Below are 16408 nucleotides of genomic sequence, written 5' to 3'. Positions count from 1 at the left end.
GTCTCATTGACTTAAACTCCGCCGACACTTATGGTCACAGCAACCATAACTGTAGAAGCCGGGGGCAGGACATGACCACTTCCCACGCGCCACCAGCACAGGAGACGACGCTCGAACCCACAGCCGCCACGCGTCATCTGTGCGCCGGCGTGTATGTGGACGAACGTTTCCGCGACCTTGTGATCGGCGAAGTCTGCATCGCGCCGCACCGCAGGGTCGCCCCGTCCTACGGCTTCGACATCGTCCCCGTCATGCATCACGCGTGGCGCGCCGCCGCGCTCAGCGCGCTCCCTCGTACCACTATCCTCGCTGCAATAGTCGGACCCGTCCTCACAGGAGCCCTTCCCGCAGCCCTCCTCATCGCCTGCGGCTTCGGCCTGTTGTTGCTGCTCCGTCTCGCCACACTGCTTCAAGGCATCGACCGCCAGCCGATGCCAGCCCACAAGTCCAGACGCCGTGGCTTAGGCGGCCCCTTACGGGCCCACCGCTACCTCCTCAGGTTCCTCCTCCCGCGCGTCACGACGGGCAAAGCAGTCGCGTTCAGACGGGTCACCACGGCCGCGCTGTGGCTGGCCATGACCGTCCTGGTCATCGCCCTGGTCTATCCGCGGCAGGCGCTGACGGCACTCCTCCTGGCCGTGGCGATCACACTCGTCTACCTGGCCGTGGGAGCCACACGCCAGCTGATCCTCAACCGGATCCTGCGTACCCCTGCACTGCGTCCCGCCCGCCTGTCGGGCCGGCAGCGTGCAGCGGACCGCCAGCAGCACCACATGTGTGCGGTGTACCGCCGCCCCCGGCACAGCGACGACGAGGATGACGACCTCACCATGTTCACGCTCTTCGGTGACCGGTCACCGTTCATCGGAGCCGGTGAGCTCGTCTACCAGTGGAATCCGCCGATGAGTATCCAGTTGCTGCGGCCCGATACCGATGATGAGCCACTGCACGAGCGTGAGCACTCGGTGCCGCCTTTCCAGGCACACGAACTCGTTGAGCATCTGCGCGAAGCTGTCCTGCCGCTGAACATCGACAGCCGCGACGTCCGGCTGCCGGCAGAGGTCCGGGACCGCGTCTACGTCGCCGAGACCGATGTCGCGGTGGACCGATCGTTGCTTCCGCACCACTTCACCCGAAGTGAACTGCGTTCCATCATCAACACGCCGGAATCGAAGCAGCACCACTTCCTCGAGGTCACCACCTCCGCCGACGGGGGCGAATTCGTTGCGACCGTCCTGCTGCATGTCAGCCTGCAGGGACGAACCCTGAACCTGTCCACTGCGGCATGCGTGCTCGCGCACACACCACGCTCCTTCCAGCGAGCCGAAGAGTTCGGCCACCACGGCGGCGCAGCCGTCATCTGGGCAGCCTTCAACGAACTGGCCGCGCTGCCCTCCGACATCCAGCACTCATGGCGGATCTTCCGCTACCTCTATGCGCTGGCCAAGGCCGCTGTCCTGCCCCGCGACCTCACCGCGACGCCGATCCGCAACATCCTCATTGGCAGCCGCGTCAGCATACGAGAGGAATCGTCGCAGGCCTGGACCAAGGTACAGCTTGAGAAAAGCGACATCCTCGGACGGATGAAAACCATAGAGCAGCGGCTCTTGAGCGCCGCCAGCGACTTCCTCCAGGGCAAGGATGTCGATACGTCCGTCTTCAAGGACCGAGCACTCAAGATCATCAACAGCGGCATCTTCAACTTCGGCGACAACAACAGCTTCACCAACAACGCAGTAGGCGAAGCGGCTCAGGTCGGCGTCCCCGCGAACCAGTCCGCACAGCCCGACAACGGAGCAGCCCCATGACCAACAACCAAGGCATCATCAGCCGCGGCAGCAACAACCGCTTCAGCAACATCGCGATCGGAGCGAACGCTCAAGCATCCGGGCCAGCGCCCCTGCGCTCCGCTGAGCCGGCTGTCGAAGCGGACGCCGGGTGGGACCTCGGGATCGTCACCATCCTCAGTGAGGAACTCCGCTCCGTCATCGATGAGTTAAAGCTTCACCGTCACAAGCTGCCAAGCGGCCTGTACTTCTACCAGGGCGAACACAGTGTCCCCGGTGCCACCTTGCGCGTCGTGGCCACACAGACGCAATGCCAGGGCCAGCGGTCCACCATGGCTGCCCTGGAAAACCTCCGACGCCACTACCACCCCCGGCTGTGGGCCCTCGTCGGTATCGGAGGCGGCATCCATGATGACCACGCCCGGATCGGCAACGTCATCGTTTCCACCGACGTCGTCTACTACGAGAGCCGCAAGATCAACCCGATGGGCGACACCCGCCGTCGCGGTGAACACCGGCAAGCACCCGGGCAGGTCGTTCACGCCGTGAATGCCTACTTCACCGACCACGGGACGCCAGCGCTCATCGACGGCCAAATGACCGCACACGCCGGCGACCAGTACGAGGTATACCCCGGAGTCATCGGGTCCGGCGAAGCCGTCATCGCCGACCGGGCCAGTGACGTCCGAACCTACCTCACCACCTACCACGAAAAGGTCCTGGCCGTAGACATGGAGGCCGGCGGGCTCAGCCAGTACTGGCAGGAGAACTCAGTCCACGGCACAGAAAACCCCGGCTGGATCGTCATCCGCGGCGTCTCGGACAACGCCGACGAAGACAAGGGCCACCGGCACCACGAACTCGCAGCAAGAAACGCCGCCCATGTCCTGAGCCAACTACTCCCCTACCTCTGCTGAGCCAGCGACGAGCACCGCGAGCACCGCCTAAGGAGACAACTCACACCACCGGAGCCTCAGCATGAACGCCTTTCTGCTCGGCATACTCAGCTCCCTCGTCACCAGTACCCTCCTGCTCGCCCTCAGCCTGCTGCGCGCCTCACGCCCCCTGTGGTGGCTCACCGCAGCCTGCTCCTGGTTCACCGGCACCGGACTCCGCCGCGTCTACCGCCGCCAAGCCGCCGCAGAACAGAACATGAGCCAGGACCTCGCCAGGGCCCGCTGGGTCAAAGTCATCGCAGGACGCGGCAACATCCTCACCCGTGAAGCCTTCGCCCCCCTGTGGTCCGGCGACCTCTCACCCGCATCCGTCCAGATCCTGCTCCCCAACCCGGACACACCACACGACTCCTGGCTCGACCGCCGCTCCCACGACGTCGCCCGCTTCGACCCAGGCTTCACCCCTGACGTGCTCAGAAACCAGGTCCGAGCCAACATCAACTACCTTGCCCAGGCCGCACGCGCACAACGCAACATCCAACTGCACAGCTACAACCTGCCCCACACATGCCGCGTCATAGCCACCGACAAGGTCGCCTACCTCACCTTCTACAGCGACAACGCGCACGGTAGGAACTCACCCTGCCTGTACGCACGAGCGCCCGGCCTCCTCTACACCATCGCCCTCCAACAATTCGACACATCCTGGGCGAACAGCACAGAAGCCCTCGTCACACAGCATCCCTGACATCGATTTACAGCGCCTGGGCTCGGCCCACGTGCGAAGACCGGACGGGGCGTCATTCGTGCTGCGATGTCTCGAAGTTGAGAGAGCCGCGGCAAGGGATGCGGTCTTTACAGCGGCATACGGGGGACTGTAGCGGTGCACCTGGTACTCCTGGCCACCCGGAGCCTATTCGCCAGCTGCCGCACAGTGAGCCTTCCAGTCTGCCTTTCCAGGGTGAGGACGGCCTTGGCGATGACGGTCAGGCACTTGGGCTGAGGCGGGATCTGCGTGAGATCTGCCAGGACTCAGCCTTGCCATGCCGCGCTCGACGGGAGCTCGAGCCTGGGCTAGGGCGCGGTTGACGGTCCGCTGGGTGAGGGTGAGCTCCCCCACCGGGCTGACGTCGCAGGCCGGTGAGGACATGAGGGCCGACGCCCGTGTAGGCGCGGTCCGCGAGGACGGCCAAATCTTGTCCTTCACCGATTCGGACGATCCGATGGGTCCGGTGCACCGTCAGGTCGCCGGTGCGGCCCAGGCCCCGTGCTTCGTCGGGCCAGCCTCCCCCAGCGCCTCTGCGGTTCGTCGGAGAGGGGCCGGCGCCGAGGATCGTGTGTCATCGCGCTCGCTGTCTCTCTGCGGCTGCCCCGTCGATCCGTCGCGGTACGAGGCGGCCCAGCACCAGCAAGATCCGGACCATGCGCGGGCCAATTCTCCTCATTCAAAGCGCCGGACCGGCATCCTTGCTGTTCAGAGGGGCATAGCACTTGTACCACCAGCAGACGAAGAACATCCTTGTTTCATACAGCCCGAAGAAACTTGGGTTCTTCTAGAGCCAGTCAGCCGTCGGCCCCGCGGACGGCGACTACAGGACAGACGGCACTCTCACGCTACTTCCTCCGGACTGCCTCGATCGTCAACGCGGCTACCAGGCAAACCGCACCTGCAGCCATCGAGCCGTAGAAAACCCCGTCGAAGAGCGGACTGTTCGCGCCCTCAACTGTGCCGTCCTCATGCTGGCATGACGTCTCAAAAGGGAAGCTGGCTCTGTGCAGATCTCCGCAGCGATCGGGGAGGTCCTCGTTGAGCACGCTTGCCTTGACCCAAGAGAGCGCCCACACGAGGAAGAAGACCCCGGCGCAGGCGCACACGGCTCCCCACAACCGGTTCAGTCGAGCATCGTACGTGCCAGTTCTCGTCATGCGGCGGAGCGTATGCGCCGTTCTGACAACGCCTCAAGGCTCTACGAAATGAACCGATTCGGAGAGGGGCCGGAGTGGCCCGCTGACTGAACCCATACCGGGAATCAGGCCGCGACGAGCTCCTGCTCGCGGTCCGGGATTTTGACCTTGGGCTTCTTGTTCGGCAGTGAGAGCCGGAAGACCTTGTGCCACGCGGAGAACACCTGCTTGGGCAGCGGCCCGGTGACGTACTCCAGCTCGTACTTCTCGAACAGCGCGCGCACCTTCACCGAGACCTCGGCGTACCGGTTGCTCGGCAGGTCCGGGAACAGGTGGTGCTCGATCTGGTGCGACAGGTTGCCGGTCATGAAGTGCATGGCCTTGCTGCCGCTGATGTTCGCCGAGCCCATCATCTGGCGCAGGTACCACTGACCACGCGTCTCGCCCTTGATCGACCGGCGCTCGAAGACCTGCACGCCCTCGGGGAAGTGCCCGCACATGATCACCGAGTGGGACCAGATGTTGCGGACCAGGTTCGCGGTGAACGTGGCTGCGAGCGTAGGGAGGAACGACGGGCCCGACAGCAGCGGGTGGATCACGTAGTCCTTGAGCACCTGCTTGCGGATCTTGCGGCCGACGGCCCTGGCCCGCGCGCGGAACTCCGGGTTCTTGCGGCGGCGCTTGTGCAGGTTCTTGCCGAGCTCCAGGTCGTACGCCGCGATGCCGTACTCGAAGAAGCAGGCGTTGATGAAGTTCCACAGGGGCTGGCCGAGGTGGAACGGGTGCCACTTCTGGTCCTCGTCGACGCGCATGATGCCGTAGCCGAGGTCGTTGTCCTTGCCGATCACGTTGGTGTACGTGTGGTGCAGCTCGTTGTGCGAGTGCTTCCACTGGTCCGCCGGCGAGACGTGGTCCCATTCCCAGGTGGTGGAGTGGATCTTCGGGTCCCGCATCCAGTCCCACTGGCCGTGCAGGATGTTGTGGCCGATCTCCATGTTGTCCATGATCTTCGCCACGGACAGGCCGGCGGTTCCGATCAGCCACGCGGGCGGGAACATCGAGAACAGCAGCACGCCCCTGCTGGCCAGCTCGAGCTTGCGCTGCGCCGAGATGACCTTGCGGATGTAGGCGGCGTCCTTCTCGCCACGGCTGGCGATCACCTCGTCGCGGATCGCGTCCAGCTCGCGGCCGAGCTCCTCGATCTGCTCCGCGGTCAGGTGGGCGGTGGGGTCGATGGCGGTCAAGCTGTTCCTACCGTTCGATGTCGCAGGGGCCCGCCGCGGCGGACACGCAGGTCTGAATGAGGACGCCCGGCTCGGCCTCGGTGATCTCGCCGGTGCGCAGGTCGCGGACGGCGCCCGCCTTGAGCGGCGTGACGCAGCCGAAGCAGATGCCCATGCGGCACCCGGACGGCATGAGCACGCCGGCCTCCTCTCCGACGTCCAGCAACGGCGTGGCGCCGTCCGCGTCGACGGTCTTGCCGGTGGTGCTGAACGTGACCTCGCCACCGTCGCCGGCGGCGACGATGCCGGGGCGGAAGCGTTCGGTGTGCAGGCGCTCTGGGACGCCGTGCTCGGCCCAGTGCTTTTCGGCGGCGTCGAGCAGGCCCGCGGGCCCGCAGGCCCAGGTCTCTCGCTCGGCCCAGTCGGGCACGAGTTCGTCGAGACGGGCGATGTCGAGCATGCCGTCCGTGTCGGTGTGCAGCTCGGTGAGGCGCAGCTTCTTGTCCGCGACCAGGCCGTGCAGCTCGTTGCGGAAGATCACGTCGTGCGGCTGTGGCGCGGAGTGGACCATGACGACGTCGTCGAACTCGGTGTCGCGCAGCATGCCCATCACGGGCGTGATGCCGCTGCCGGCCGTCAGGTAGAGCACCTTGGCGGGCTTGGCCTCGGGCAGGACGAAGTCACCGGTCGCCTGGTCGAGCTGGATCAGCGTGCCCGGCTTCGCCCTGCGGACCAGGTGGTTGCTGACCTTGCCGTCCGGGATCGCCTTCACGGTGATCGTGACGCGGCCGTCCTGGCGGTTTGTCGGCGAGGTGAGCGAGTAGGCACGCCACAGGCGCACCCCGTCGACGTCCACCCCGATCCGCACGTACTGACCGGCTCTGTGGCCGCGCCAGCCCCGTCCCGGCCTGATCACGATGGTCGCGGCGTCACCCGTCTCGGGGTGCACGGCCTCGATGCGCCCACGCAGGTCGGCGCCCGCGCGCAGCGGGCTGACCAGGTCGAGGTAGTCCGACGGCAGCAGCGGCGTCGTGACCATCTCCAGTAGTTTCCACGCCCTGCTGCGGAGGGCTGCACTCGTCATGACTCCAGCTTGATGCGCCTGAGAGCGTAAAGTCCTGTTCGCAGGACGTGAATCTAGTCGGCTGAATTGTTCGCAGGGAACAAATATGAGCCATGTACAGCGGAGGGCCACCGAGCTGGCCCTGGATGAGACGACGGTCACCGTACTTCGGGCCGCGCTGAAGACCACCGCCGACGAGGTCGTCCAGGCGATCATCGACGAGGTCCCTCCCTACGCAGGCGCCCTTTCGGGCCGCATGGGCGGCACCATCCGCCGAGCCGTCCGCACCGCCCTGGGTCACTACCTGGACGTGGCGAGCGGGAACGCCACGGGCGGCGACGCCGGTGACGCAGCTTACGAGCTGGGCCGCGGCGAGGTGCGTGACGGCCGTTCGATGGACGCCCTGCTCAGCGCCTACCGCGTCGGTGCCCGCGTGGCCTGGCGATGCCTGGCCGCGGGTGCCGTACCCGCAGGTCTGCCCGCCGCCGAGGTCGCCAAGTTCGCCGAGCTGACCTTCGCTTACATCGACGAGCTCTCCGCCGCGAGCGCCGCGGGCCACGCCGACGAACTGGCAGCCCGGGGCCGGGTTCATGAGCGCCACCTGGAACAACTGGTCCGCGACCTCCTCACCGGCGCGAGCCCGGACGTGCTGCTGGCCTCTGCTCAACGGGCCGCGTGGCAGCCTCCGGCTTCGCTGACCGCGGTCCTGCTGCCCGCCGCCCAGGCCCGGCCCGCCCACCGCGCGCTCGACCCGAGCACCCTCGTCCTCGACGATCTGCCGGACTCCTTGGGCGTGCTGCTCGTCCCCGATGCCGACCGATCACATCTGTTGAGGCAGCTGGCCGACCGCGCCGCCGTGGTCGGCCCGGCCCGGTCATGGACTCGTGCGTCCGCCTCGTACGCACGAGCCGTACGCGCACGCTCCCTCTCCTCTGATATTCGCGACACCGAGGACCACCTGCCCGAGCTGGTGCTGAGCGCCGACGGGGAGGCGTTCGCAGACCTGCGTGCCCGGGCCCTCGCACCGTTGCGGACCTTGCCTGTCGCGACCGCGCGGCGGCTGGAGGAGACCTTGCGGGCGTGGCTGCTGCACCAGGGCAGGCGGGACGAGGTGGCGTCGGCGTTGTTCGTCCATCCCCAGACCGTCCGGTACCGGATGTCGCAGCTGCGGGAGCTGTTCCCGGATCTCGGGTCGCCGCACCGGGTCCTCGAACTGACTCTGGCGGTCGGACTTCGGGACAGCTGACGCGTTCTTCGACCGTCCACGTCCGCGGCCGCGAGCGGTCCAGGAATCGTGCCTCGTCCTCGGCGCCATCAGCGAAGATCGAGCTCTCCGTTGGGTGCGGGCATGCCGTCAGCGGCGCGCGTCGCGGACGGCACTACGGAAGCGCCGAAGCCGGGGGATCGGATGCTCAGCCGTGTGAAGCCACGGCTACGTCGACCGCTTCTGAGCCTTCGCGTCGCATCCGCTCAACCCCCCAGGCGCCGAGCGGCCAGAGCGCTTGATCAAGCGTGCGCCCGTGCAGCATCCGAGGGCCGCGCTGACCACATGCGGGGCCGATGAACCCTCAGAAACACCTGCTTGGCCGCGGCCGGCTTGCCGTCGCCTTGCGGCGCAGTGTGTCCGATGCCTCTGCGTCGCGCCTACGCATGGCGGGAGTCCTGTTCGGCCGACTCGTCCGGTTGCGGCTGGGCCGCGTCCTTGCCGACGGGGGTGGACTGGGCGTACCAGCTGGCGAGGATGCGCAGTTTCCCGAGGTCGTCGTCGGTCTTGCCGGCGTAGACGAAGAGGATCTGGTCGGGGTCGCCGGGCAGGGAGAGAGCCTCGTAGGTGATGTCGAGGCGGGCGACGACGGGGTGGTTGAACCGTTTGGTGCCCCAGGTGCGTTCGATGACGGTCCGCTCGGCCCACCAGGTGCGGAACTCGGGGGATACCGAGCGCAGTTCGGCGACGAATTCGGCGATCTGCGGGTCGTGGGGGTTGCGGCCGGCCTCGGCGCGCAGCACGCCGACGACCTCGGAGGTGACCTGCGCCCAGTCGAGGTAGAGGGAGCGGGCGGCGGGGTCGAGGAGCATCCAGCGCAGCAGGTTGCGTTCGCCGGGCGGACGGTGGTTGAACGGGGTGAGCAGGGCATCGAGGAGGTCGTTGGAGGCCAGGACCTCGTTGCGGCGGCCGAGGACGAAGGCGGGCTGGTCGTGCAGGCCGTTCAGCATGCGCAGCAGATCGGGACGGACCTGCTGGGGCGGTGCCTGCTCGGCGCCGCGGCGGGGCCGGGGGCGCAGCAGGTCGCGCAGGTACTGGGTCTCGGCCTGGGTGAGCTTCAGGGCCTCGGCGATGGAGAGGATGACGCCTTCGGAGGCGCTGGTGAGCCGTCCCTGTTCCAGGCGGGTGTAGTAGTCCACGCTGACCCCGGCGAGCTGCGCGACTTCTTCGCGGCGCAGGCCGGGTACTCGCCGGCCCGGGTAGTTCGCCAGGCCGGCCTGGGAGGGACGGACCGCGTCACGCCGGGTGCGCAGGAACTTCTTGATCTCCTCGGCATTGTTGGCCATGGCCCCCAGTGTTCCCCGGCTCGCGGAGGGGTTCCACCTGCGTGAGGGGGAAGGTTTTTCCCCGGCAGCAGTGGCCCCCGCCAGCGGCTTGGCCTGCCGCTTTTCGTCGTGCATGAATGGTGGGGCGGCCATCGCAGTGACCCGAGAAGGGTCCGCGGCCCGCCCGCCGTGTGCGTGGCACCGGCCGGGCGGGCGCCGCCTCACCCCGTGCACACAGCACTCCTGTCGCCGTCACCTGTTGTGATCGCCGTGGTAGGGGTGCGCCCATTTCTGAGGGAGATCGCCTCGTGACTGTTCAGCAGAAGGTCTGGTTCATCACCGGCTGCTCGACCGGCTTCGGCCGGGCTCTGGCCCGGGAGGTTCTCGACGCCGGCCACAAGGCGGTCGTCACCGCCCGCAACGTCGCACAGGTGAAGGATCTTGTCGAGGGCACTGACGATGCGCTCGCGCTGTCCCTCGACGTCACCGACGCCGCGCAGGTCGAGGCGGCCGTCGAGGCCGCCGAGAAGCACTTCGGCGGCATCGATGTGCTGGTCAACAACGCCGGCATCGGTTACTTCGCCGCCGTGGAGGAGAGCACCGACGAGGAGATCCGCCGGATCTTCGACATCAACGTCTTCGGCCTGTCCGACGTCATCCGCGCCGTCCTGCCGGGCATGCGCGCTCGCCGCTCGGGAACGATCGTGAACTTCTCCTCCATCGGAGGGCTCCGTGCCTTCCCTGCCGTCGGCTACTACGCCGCCACCAAGTTCGCCGTCGAGGGCCTGACCGACGCCCTGCGCCAGGAGGTCGCCCCGCTGGGCATCACCACGCTGCTCGTCGAGCCCGGCCCCTTCCGCACCGACTGGGCCGGCCGGTCCGCCAACGAGACGCTGCCCGAGCGGGAGATCACCGACTACGCCGACACGGTCGGCGCGGCGCGTGCCGCGTTCCGCGCGGACACCGGCAAGGAGCCCGGCGACCCCCACGCCGCCGCCCGGGCGATCATCACCGCCCTCGCCGCCGACACCCGCCCCCAGCGCCTGCTGCTGGGAGCCCCGGCGTACAGCATGGCGGTCGAGCAGCTGGAGTCGATGCTCGCCGAGATCCGCGCGAACGAGGCACTGACGAAGTCGGCCGACTTCGACGCCCCCGCCGCCTGACCTCAACTCGAGCGACAGCCGAACCGAACCGGACGACCACCAGCACACGGAAACGGAGCACCCTCATGTGCAGCGCCGCCTCCCCCCATCGCCCGCTCGCCCTGGTGACCGGGGCCTCCGCAGGCATCGGCTACGAACTCGCGAAGCTGTTCGCCCTCAACGGCTTCGACCTGATCGTCACCGGTCGCAGCGAACACACCGAGCAGGCAGCAGCCGACCTCGCACGGCCCGGGGTCCACGTCACCCCCGTGCGCGCCGACCTCTCCCGGAGCGAAGGCGTCGAGACGGTGTGGCGCGCGGTGGAAGAGACCGGACGGCCGCTCGACACCGCGGTCCTCAACGCCGGCCGCAGCATCGGCGGCGCCTTCCTCGACACCGACCTCGACGACGAACTCTCCCTCATCCAGCTGAACGTGGCGTCCGTCGTCCACCTGGCCAAGCACGTTGCCCGGCACATGGCCGGCAACGGCCGCGGCCGGATCCTGATCACCTCGTCGCTGTCGGCGACCCTGCCCACCCCGTACGAGACCGTGTACGGGCCCTCCCGCGCCTTCACTCGCATGTTCGCCCTCGGACTGCGCGAGGAACTCAAGGAACACGGCGTCACCGTCACCTGCCTCATGCCCGGCGCCACCGACAGCGACTTCCACGCCCGCGCGGGCATGAACAACACCGCCTTCGGCCCCGGCATGAAGAAGAACAGCCGCAAGGAAGTCGCCCGCCAGGGCTTCCTCGCCCTGATGAACGGACGCGCCGAGGTCGTCGGAGGCGATGCCGCCACCAAGCGCACCGCGATCGAGCACCGCTTCCTCCCCGAGACCTACAAGGCCGCCCGCCACGCCACCAAGGCCAAGCCGCGCTCCGAGCGTTAGGCGAGCCGGGAGCTGCGGACGGGCGCGTTGCCGAGTCCACGGGCCGGCCCTGTCCCTGCAGCCATGCCGAGACTGATTCGCGATACCTAAGCCCCTCCCCGAGCCTGTGCGGCACTGAGAGTGGAGCCAGGACGATCCTGGCTCCACTCCATGGTGCGGGCGGGTCACTGGAACTGTGCGAAGAACCTCCAGATCTCTGCCTTGGTCCAGGTGGTGACGCCACTTTCGTTGGGGGAGCCGTCGACCGGACCGGGTAGGTGGCCTCCGTCGAACGCGGCCCATTGGACCGGGTATCCGGCACGGCAGCCCGAGTAGCTGGTGGTGAAGTGCGTTCGGCTGCCCGGGGCGGGTTCGCGCGGGCCCTGGAAGGTGCAGCCGTTGTTGCTGACGAACCTGTCGCGCAGGGACCTTCCTTGCGCGATGTTGAGGACGGAGTCGCTGACGCCGTGGATTCCGAAGTAGGCGATGGGCTGGGTGCCGCCACTGCACCCGCTGATCTGAGCGCCGGAGATGACCGCGACGGCTCTGAAGACGTTCGCCCGGCTGCAGGCGAGTGCGTAACTCATGCCGCCGCCCCAGCTGAATCCCGTGGCGAAACGCTGTGCCGGGTTGACACAGAGGCCACCCTCGATGCGCCGGATCATGTCGTCGACGAAGGTGATGTCCTCATTGCCCGCGTTGGCCCAGCCGTTGCCGAGGCCCTGGGGGGCGACGAGGATCGCGGTGTTGTTCGACTGTTCCTGCTGGCCGTAGTAGGACCAGGCGTTCCCGCTCGTGCCGCCCGAGGCGACGTCACCGGCGGTGCCGCCCCGCCAGTGGAACGCGAAGATCAGCCGGTAGCGGTGGCTGTTGTCGTAGTTGGCGGGAACCCTGAGGATGAAGCTGCGGCTCTTGCCGCCACTCTGAATCGTGTGCGTCCCGCTCGCCAGAGTCGGGGCACTGCCGCATCCGCCGCCGCCACCGGACGACAGCTTGACCATCTGCCATTGCTGGTTGGCGCCGCCCCCGTCGGTGTACTGGACGACGTTGCCTCCGTCGGCCGTGGAGGCGCCCTGGACCTCCACCGCCTTGCTGCTGGTGCGGTTGATCAGCCGGACGTGGCCCGCGTCGGAGTCGGCCAGGCGGAACTGCTGGTTGGCCCCGCTGTGGTCGGCCCACTGCTGGATCGGGGCACCGTCTGCGGTCGAGGCGCCGGCCACGTCGAGGACCTTGCCCGAATGCCGGGCCTTGAGGCGGTAGAAGCCGCCGCCGGAGTCCACGAACTGCCACTGCTGGTTGGCTCCGTCGTTGCGGGTCCACTGGCCGACTCGCGCGCCGTCGGCGGTGGACGATCCGGAGACGTCCAGCGCCTTGCCGCTGTTGCGATTGACCAGGACGTACCAGGCGTTGGTGTCCACCGTCGCCGCCTCGGCCGGCGCCGGATTCACCGCGGCGAGCATGCCGGTCGCGAGGGTGGCCGCCACCACGGCGGCGACCCGGGACCACCAGCGATGTTTTCGTGGCGGGGCGGGAGGAACCGCACCGTAGGTCTTCATCGATTCACCCTTTCGTAGGTGACAGGTCCTCTCAGGTGCGGATCCAGCGCTGGTTGCCGCTGTTCGAGCAGGAGGAGAGCTGGATCAGGGTGCCGTTGGCGGTGCCTCCCGCGACGGCGTCGAGGCAGAGGCCGGACTGGACGCCGACGATGGATCCGTCGGAGTTGAGGCGCCATTTCTGGTTGTCACCGCCCCAGCAGCTGTAGATCTGGGCTTTGGTGCCGTTGCCGGTGCCGGCGGCGTCCAGGCACTTGTTGCCGTAGACCCTGAGCTCGCCGGCGGCGGTGTACGTCCACTGCTGGTTGCTGCCGTTGTGGCAGTCCCACAGCTGGAGCTGGGTGCCGTCGGCGGTGCTGGTGCCGGGCACGTCCAGGCAACGGCCGGAACCGACGCCCTTGATCGTTCCGGAACCCGAAGGGGGCGTGGAGGTACCGCCGTTGAGTGCGTTGAGGACGGCGGTGTAGGCGGGCTTCTTGCTGCCGTCGCCGTTGAACAGCAGCGGCGTCTGCTCCGCTCGCCAGGAGTCGGTGTCGCGCACACCCCAGACGGTGATGCCGAGGCAGCGCGGGACGGCCAGGCAGTCGTTGGTCACGTTGGCGTACGTCGCGGCCGGAGCGCCCTGGATGTCGAGTTCGGTGATGGCGACGTCGACGCCGAGGGCGGCGAAGTTCTGCAGGGTGGTGCGGAAGTTGCTGTTGTAGGGGCTGCCGCTGTTGAAGTGCGACTGGAAGCCGACGCAGTCGATCGGCACACCGCGCTGCTTGAAGTCGCGGACCATGTTGTACATGGCTTGGGTCTTGGCCCAGGTCCAGTTCTCGACGTTGTAGTCGTTGTAGCAGAGCTTGGCGGCCGGGTCGGCGGCGCGCGCGGTGCGGAAGGCCACCTCGATCCAGTCGTTGCCCGTGCGTTGCAGGTTGGAGTCGCGCCGGGCTCCCGAACTGCCGTCGGCGAAGGCCTCGTTCACGACGTCCCACTGCGCGATCTTGCCCTTGTAGTGGGCCATCACGCCGTTGATGTGGTTGATCATCGCCTGGCGCAGGGTGCTGCCGCTGAGGCTCTGCATCCAGCCGGGCTGCTGGGAGTGCCAGGCCAGGGTGTGGCCGCGCACCTGCTTGCCGTTCTGCACCGCCCAGTTGTAGACACGGTCGCCGGCGGTGAAGTTGAACTGGCCCCGCTGTGGTTCGGTGGCGTCGATCTTCATCTCGTTCTCGGCCGTCACCGAGTTGAACTCACGGCCCGCGATCGTCGTGTAGGCCGAGTCGCCCAGTCTGCCCGAGGCGATGGCGGTGCCGAAGTAGCGGCCGCTCTGCGCCGCCGCTGCGCCGAGCGTGTTCTCGGCGGCGTGTGCCGTCGGCGGCGCGACCAGTGCGGCGACCACCCCGAGGACGCCGACGACCAGCGTCAACAGCAGGGCTCGGATTTTCCGGCGGACAACGGGTCTGGGAAGGGCGTACGAGCCCATGACGGTGCCTCCAGGGTAGGAATCACGGAAGGACTGAAGCGCGGGAAGGACTCATCCGGCTTCGGTGCGCGGATCTGTCATGCAGCCATGCGTGGATCTGCCGTGCATCACAGAGGTGTTCGACATATCGAACTAAGACCGGCTCCTCAGGCAGGGATGATTGAGGCATTGACGATGCATCGTCAATACTCATCGCAGAACAAGTTTCGGTTCCTCGTTCGAAACTTGCGGAATTCCGGCGGCGGATGCCGCGGGGCCCGCGCCGGGGCCTGTTTATGGACAGATCGGCGACAGACCTTGACCAAGGGGCCCCGTATTCCTAGCTTGTGGCGTCGAAGCTTGCGGGAATTCTCCGAAACGTTTCGAGATCACCCCTCCTCTCCCGGCACGTCCGCTCCGTGGTTCACCGGGGGTCACCCCGCCCCCGCCCCGCCCCCGAAGGAGGCCCTCTTATGCGGTTTCCCCACCCGTCCCTCGTCCGCCCGAGACGACTACTCGCCGTCCTGGCACCCTTGCTGCTCGTGGCCACCTTTCTCGGTGCCCAGCCCGCCGACGCGGCGACCGTAGACCCCAACGCCTCGTACGTGCTGGTCAACCGCAACAGTGGCAAGGCCCTGGACGTCTACAACATGGCGACCGGTGACGGCGCCCGTATCACCCAGTGGTCCAGGAACGATCAGAACCAGCAGCAGTGGCAGTTCGTCGACTCCGGGGGCGGCTACTACCGCATCAAGTCCCGCCACTCGGGCAAGGTCCTGGACGTCAAAGACCGGTCCACCGCGAACGGGGGCTCGATCGTCCAGTGGACCGACCTGAACGCCACCAACCAGCAGTGGCGACTGGCCGACAGCTCGGACGGCTACGTGAGGCTCATCTCGCGCCACAGCAACAAGGCCCTCGAAGTACAGGGCGCCTCCACCGCCGACAACGCCAACGTCGTCCAGTACGACGACTGGGGCGGCTCCAACCAGCAGTGGCAGCTCGTCAAGGTCGGCGGCGCCGATCCCGCCCCCTGCGATCTTCCGTCGACGTACCGCTGGACATCGACGGGCGCGCTGGCACAGCCCAAGTCAGGGTGGGTCTCGCTCAAGGACTTCACCGTCGTCCCGTACAACGGCAGGCAACTCGTCTATGCGACGACGCACGACACGGGGACGCGTTGGGGGTCGATGAACTTCGGCCTGTTCACCAACTGGTCGGAGATGGCCTCGGCGAGCCAGAACACGATGTCGACCTCCACCGTCGCGCCCACGCTCTTCTACTTCGCGCCGAAGAACATCTGGGTGCTCGCCTACCAGTGGGGCGGGACCGCCTTCTCGTACCGGACGTCGAGCGACCCCACCAACCCGAACGGCTGGTCGTCCCCGCAGGTGCTCTTCTCCGGCAGCATCGGCGACTCCGGAACAGGCCCCATCGACCAGACACTCATCGGTGACGGGACGAACATGTACCTGTTCTTCGCCGGTGACAACGGCAAGATCTACCGGGCCAGTATGCCGATCGGGAACTTCCCGGGCAGCTTCGGCTCGACCTCGACCGTGGTGATGAGCGATACGAAGAACAACCTGTTCGAAGCCCCGCAGGTCTACAAGCTGCAGGGCCAGAACCGCTACCTCATGATCGTCGAGGCGATCGGTGCGCAGGGCCACCGCTACTTCCGCTCGTTCACGGCCACCAGTCTGAACGGCTCGTGGACACCCCAGGCCGCGACCGAGAGCAACCCCTTCGCCGGCAAGGCCAACAGTGGCGCCACCTGGACCAACGACATCAGCCACGGCGAACTGATCCGCACCAGCCCCGATCAGACCATGACCGTCGATCCCTGCAAGCTGCAGTTGCTCTACCAGGGGCGCAGCCCCAACTCCGGCGGTGACTACGGCCTCCTGCCCTACCGTCCGGGCCTGCTGACGCTGCAGCGCTGACGGCGTGACACGAGTCCGGCTCCGGTGCGGAGCCGGTGGGGCGGGCTCGGC

The 16408-nt window shown here is 67.4% G+C and carries 12 protein-coding genes and 2 pseudogenes; 7 read left to right on the top strand and 7 right to left on the bottom strand.

Annotated features, from left to right (window positions below; translation table 11 throughout):
- Positions 1-71 precede the first annotated feature (71 nt).
- The 3 genes from ABZ016_RS36550 to ABZ016_RS36540 all read left to right on the top strand — a co-directional run bounded on the left by ABZ016_RS36550 (position 72) and on the right by ABZ016_RS36540 (position 3431).
- On the top strand, positions 72-1808 hold the full coding sequence (locus tag ABZ016_RS36550; RefSeq protein ID WP_356921035.1) for a hypothetical protein: 1737 nt from the start codon (positions 72-74) through the stop codon (positions 1806-1808).
- Positions 1805-2704 carry a hypothetical protein gene (locus tag ABZ016_RS36545; protein WP_356921034.1) on the top strand — a complete coding sequence of 300 codons (900 nt, stop codon included), beginning with the start codon at positions 1805-1807 and terminating at the stop codon, positions 2702-2704. Before ABZ016_RS36550 ends, ABZ016_RS36545 begins: the two co-directional genes overlap by 4 nt.
- A gap of 61 nt (positions 2705-2765) precedes the next feature.
- On the top strand, positions 2766-3431 hold the full coding sequence (locus tag ABZ016_RS36540; protein ID WP_356921033.1) for a hypothetical protein: 666 nt from the start codon (positions 2766-2768) through the stop codon (positions 3429-3431).
- 200 nt (positions 3432-3631) lie between these two features.
- Here ABZ016_RS36540 and ABZ016_RS36535 read toward each other — a convergent pair.
- The 3 genes and pseudogenes from ABZ016_RS36535 to ABZ016_RS36525 form a co-directional block, all read right to left on the bottom strand.
- A pseudogene (locus ABZ016_RS36535) lies at positions 3632-3942 on the bottom strand (transposase family protein); the annotation flags it as partial.
- Between the two features lie 771 nt (positions 3943-4713).
- The gene (locus tag ABZ016_RS36530) at positions 4714-5832 is read right to left on the bottom strand and encodes an acyl-CoA desaturase (protein WP_356921032.1); all 1119 of its coding nucleotides are present in this window, start codon (positions 5830-5832) and stop codon (positions 4714-4716) included.
- A gap of 7 nt (positions 5833-5839) precedes the next feature.
- Positions 5840-6895: a ferredoxin reductase gene (locus tag ABZ016_RS36525; protein WP_356921031.1), complete on the bottom strand. Its 1056-nt coding sequence runs from the start codon at positions 6893-6895 to the stop codon at positions 5840-5842.
- A gap of 85 nt (positions 6896-6980) precedes the next feature.
- On the opposite strand from ABZ016_RS36525, the gene ABZ016_RS36520 reads away from it, so the two are divergent.
- A complete protein-coding gene (locus ABZ016_RS36520) occupies positions 6981-8120 on the top strand; it encodes a helix-turn-helix domain-containing protein (protein ID WP_356921030.1) in 1140 nt (379 codons plus the stop codon).
- A 166-nt stretch (positions 8121-8286) separates the two neighbouring features.
- On the opposite strand, the pseudogene ABZ016_RS36515 reads toward ABZ016_RS36520, so the two are convergent.
- Both ABZ016_RS36515 and ABZ016_RS36510 read right to left on the bottom strand, forming a co-directional pair.
- A pseudogene (locus tag ABZ016_RS36515) lies at positions 8287-8397 on the bottom strand (transcriptional regulator); the annotation flags it as partial.
- A gap of 121 nt (positions 8398-8518) precedes the next feature.
- A complete protein-coding gene (locus ABZ016_RS36510) occupies positions 8519-9424 on the bottom strand; it encodes a helix-turn-helix transcriptional regulator (RefSeq protein ID WP_356921029.1) in 906 nt (301 codons plus the stop codon).
- Between the two features lie 287 nt (positions 9425-9711).
- On the opposite strand from ABZ016_RS36510, the gene ABZ016_RS36505 reads away from it, so the two are divergent.
- Both ABZ016_RS36505 and ABZ016_RS36500 read left to right on the top strand, forming a co-directional pair.
- Entirely contained in the window at positions 9712-10566 is an 855-nt protein-coding gene (locus ABZ016_RS36505) for an oxidoreductase (protein ID WP_356921028.1), read from the top strand.
- A gap of 65 nt (positions 10567-10631) precedes the next feature.
- Positions 10632-11438: an SDR family NAD(P)-dependent oxidoreductase gene (locus tag ABZ016_RS36500; protein WP_356921027.1), complete on the top strand. Its 807-nt coding sequence runs from the start codon at positions 10632-10634 to the stop codon at positions 11436-11438.
- 164 nt (positions 11439-11602) lie between these two features.
- On the opposite strand, the gene ABZ016_RS36495 is transcribed toward ABZ016_RS36500, so the two are convergent.
- Complete coding sequence (locus ABZ016_RS36495) at positions 11603-12904, bottom strand: RICIN domain-containing protein (RefSeq protein ID WP_356921082.1); 1302 nt, start codon at positions 12902-12904, stop codon at positions 11603-11605.
- A 100-nt stretch (positions 12905-13004) separates the two neighbouring features.
- Positions 13005-14435, bottom strand: a complete 1431-nt coding sequence (locus ABZ016_RS36490) for an endo-1,4-beta-xylanase (protein ID WP_356921026.1) — start codon at positions 14433-14435, stop codon at positions 13005-13007.
- 452 nt (positions 14436-14887) lie between these two features.
- On the opposite strand from ABZ016_RS36490, the gene ABZ016_RS36485 reads away from it, so the two are divergent.
- Positions 14888-16357, top strand: a complete 1470-nt coding sequence (locus ABZ016_RS36485; protein ID WP_356921025.1) for a non-reducing end alpha-L-arabinofuranosidase family hydrolase — start codon at positions 14888-14890, stop codon at positions 16355-16357.
- Positions 16358-16408: the final 51 nt, after the last annotated feature.

It is taken from the genome of Streptomyces sp. NPDC006372, assembly GCF_040612515.1.
Taxonomy (GTDB): domain Bacteria; phylum Actinomycetota; class Actinomycetes; order Streptomycetales; family Streptomycetaceae; genus Streptomyces.
This window is presented reverse-complemented; position numbering and strand designations above follow the sequence as displayed.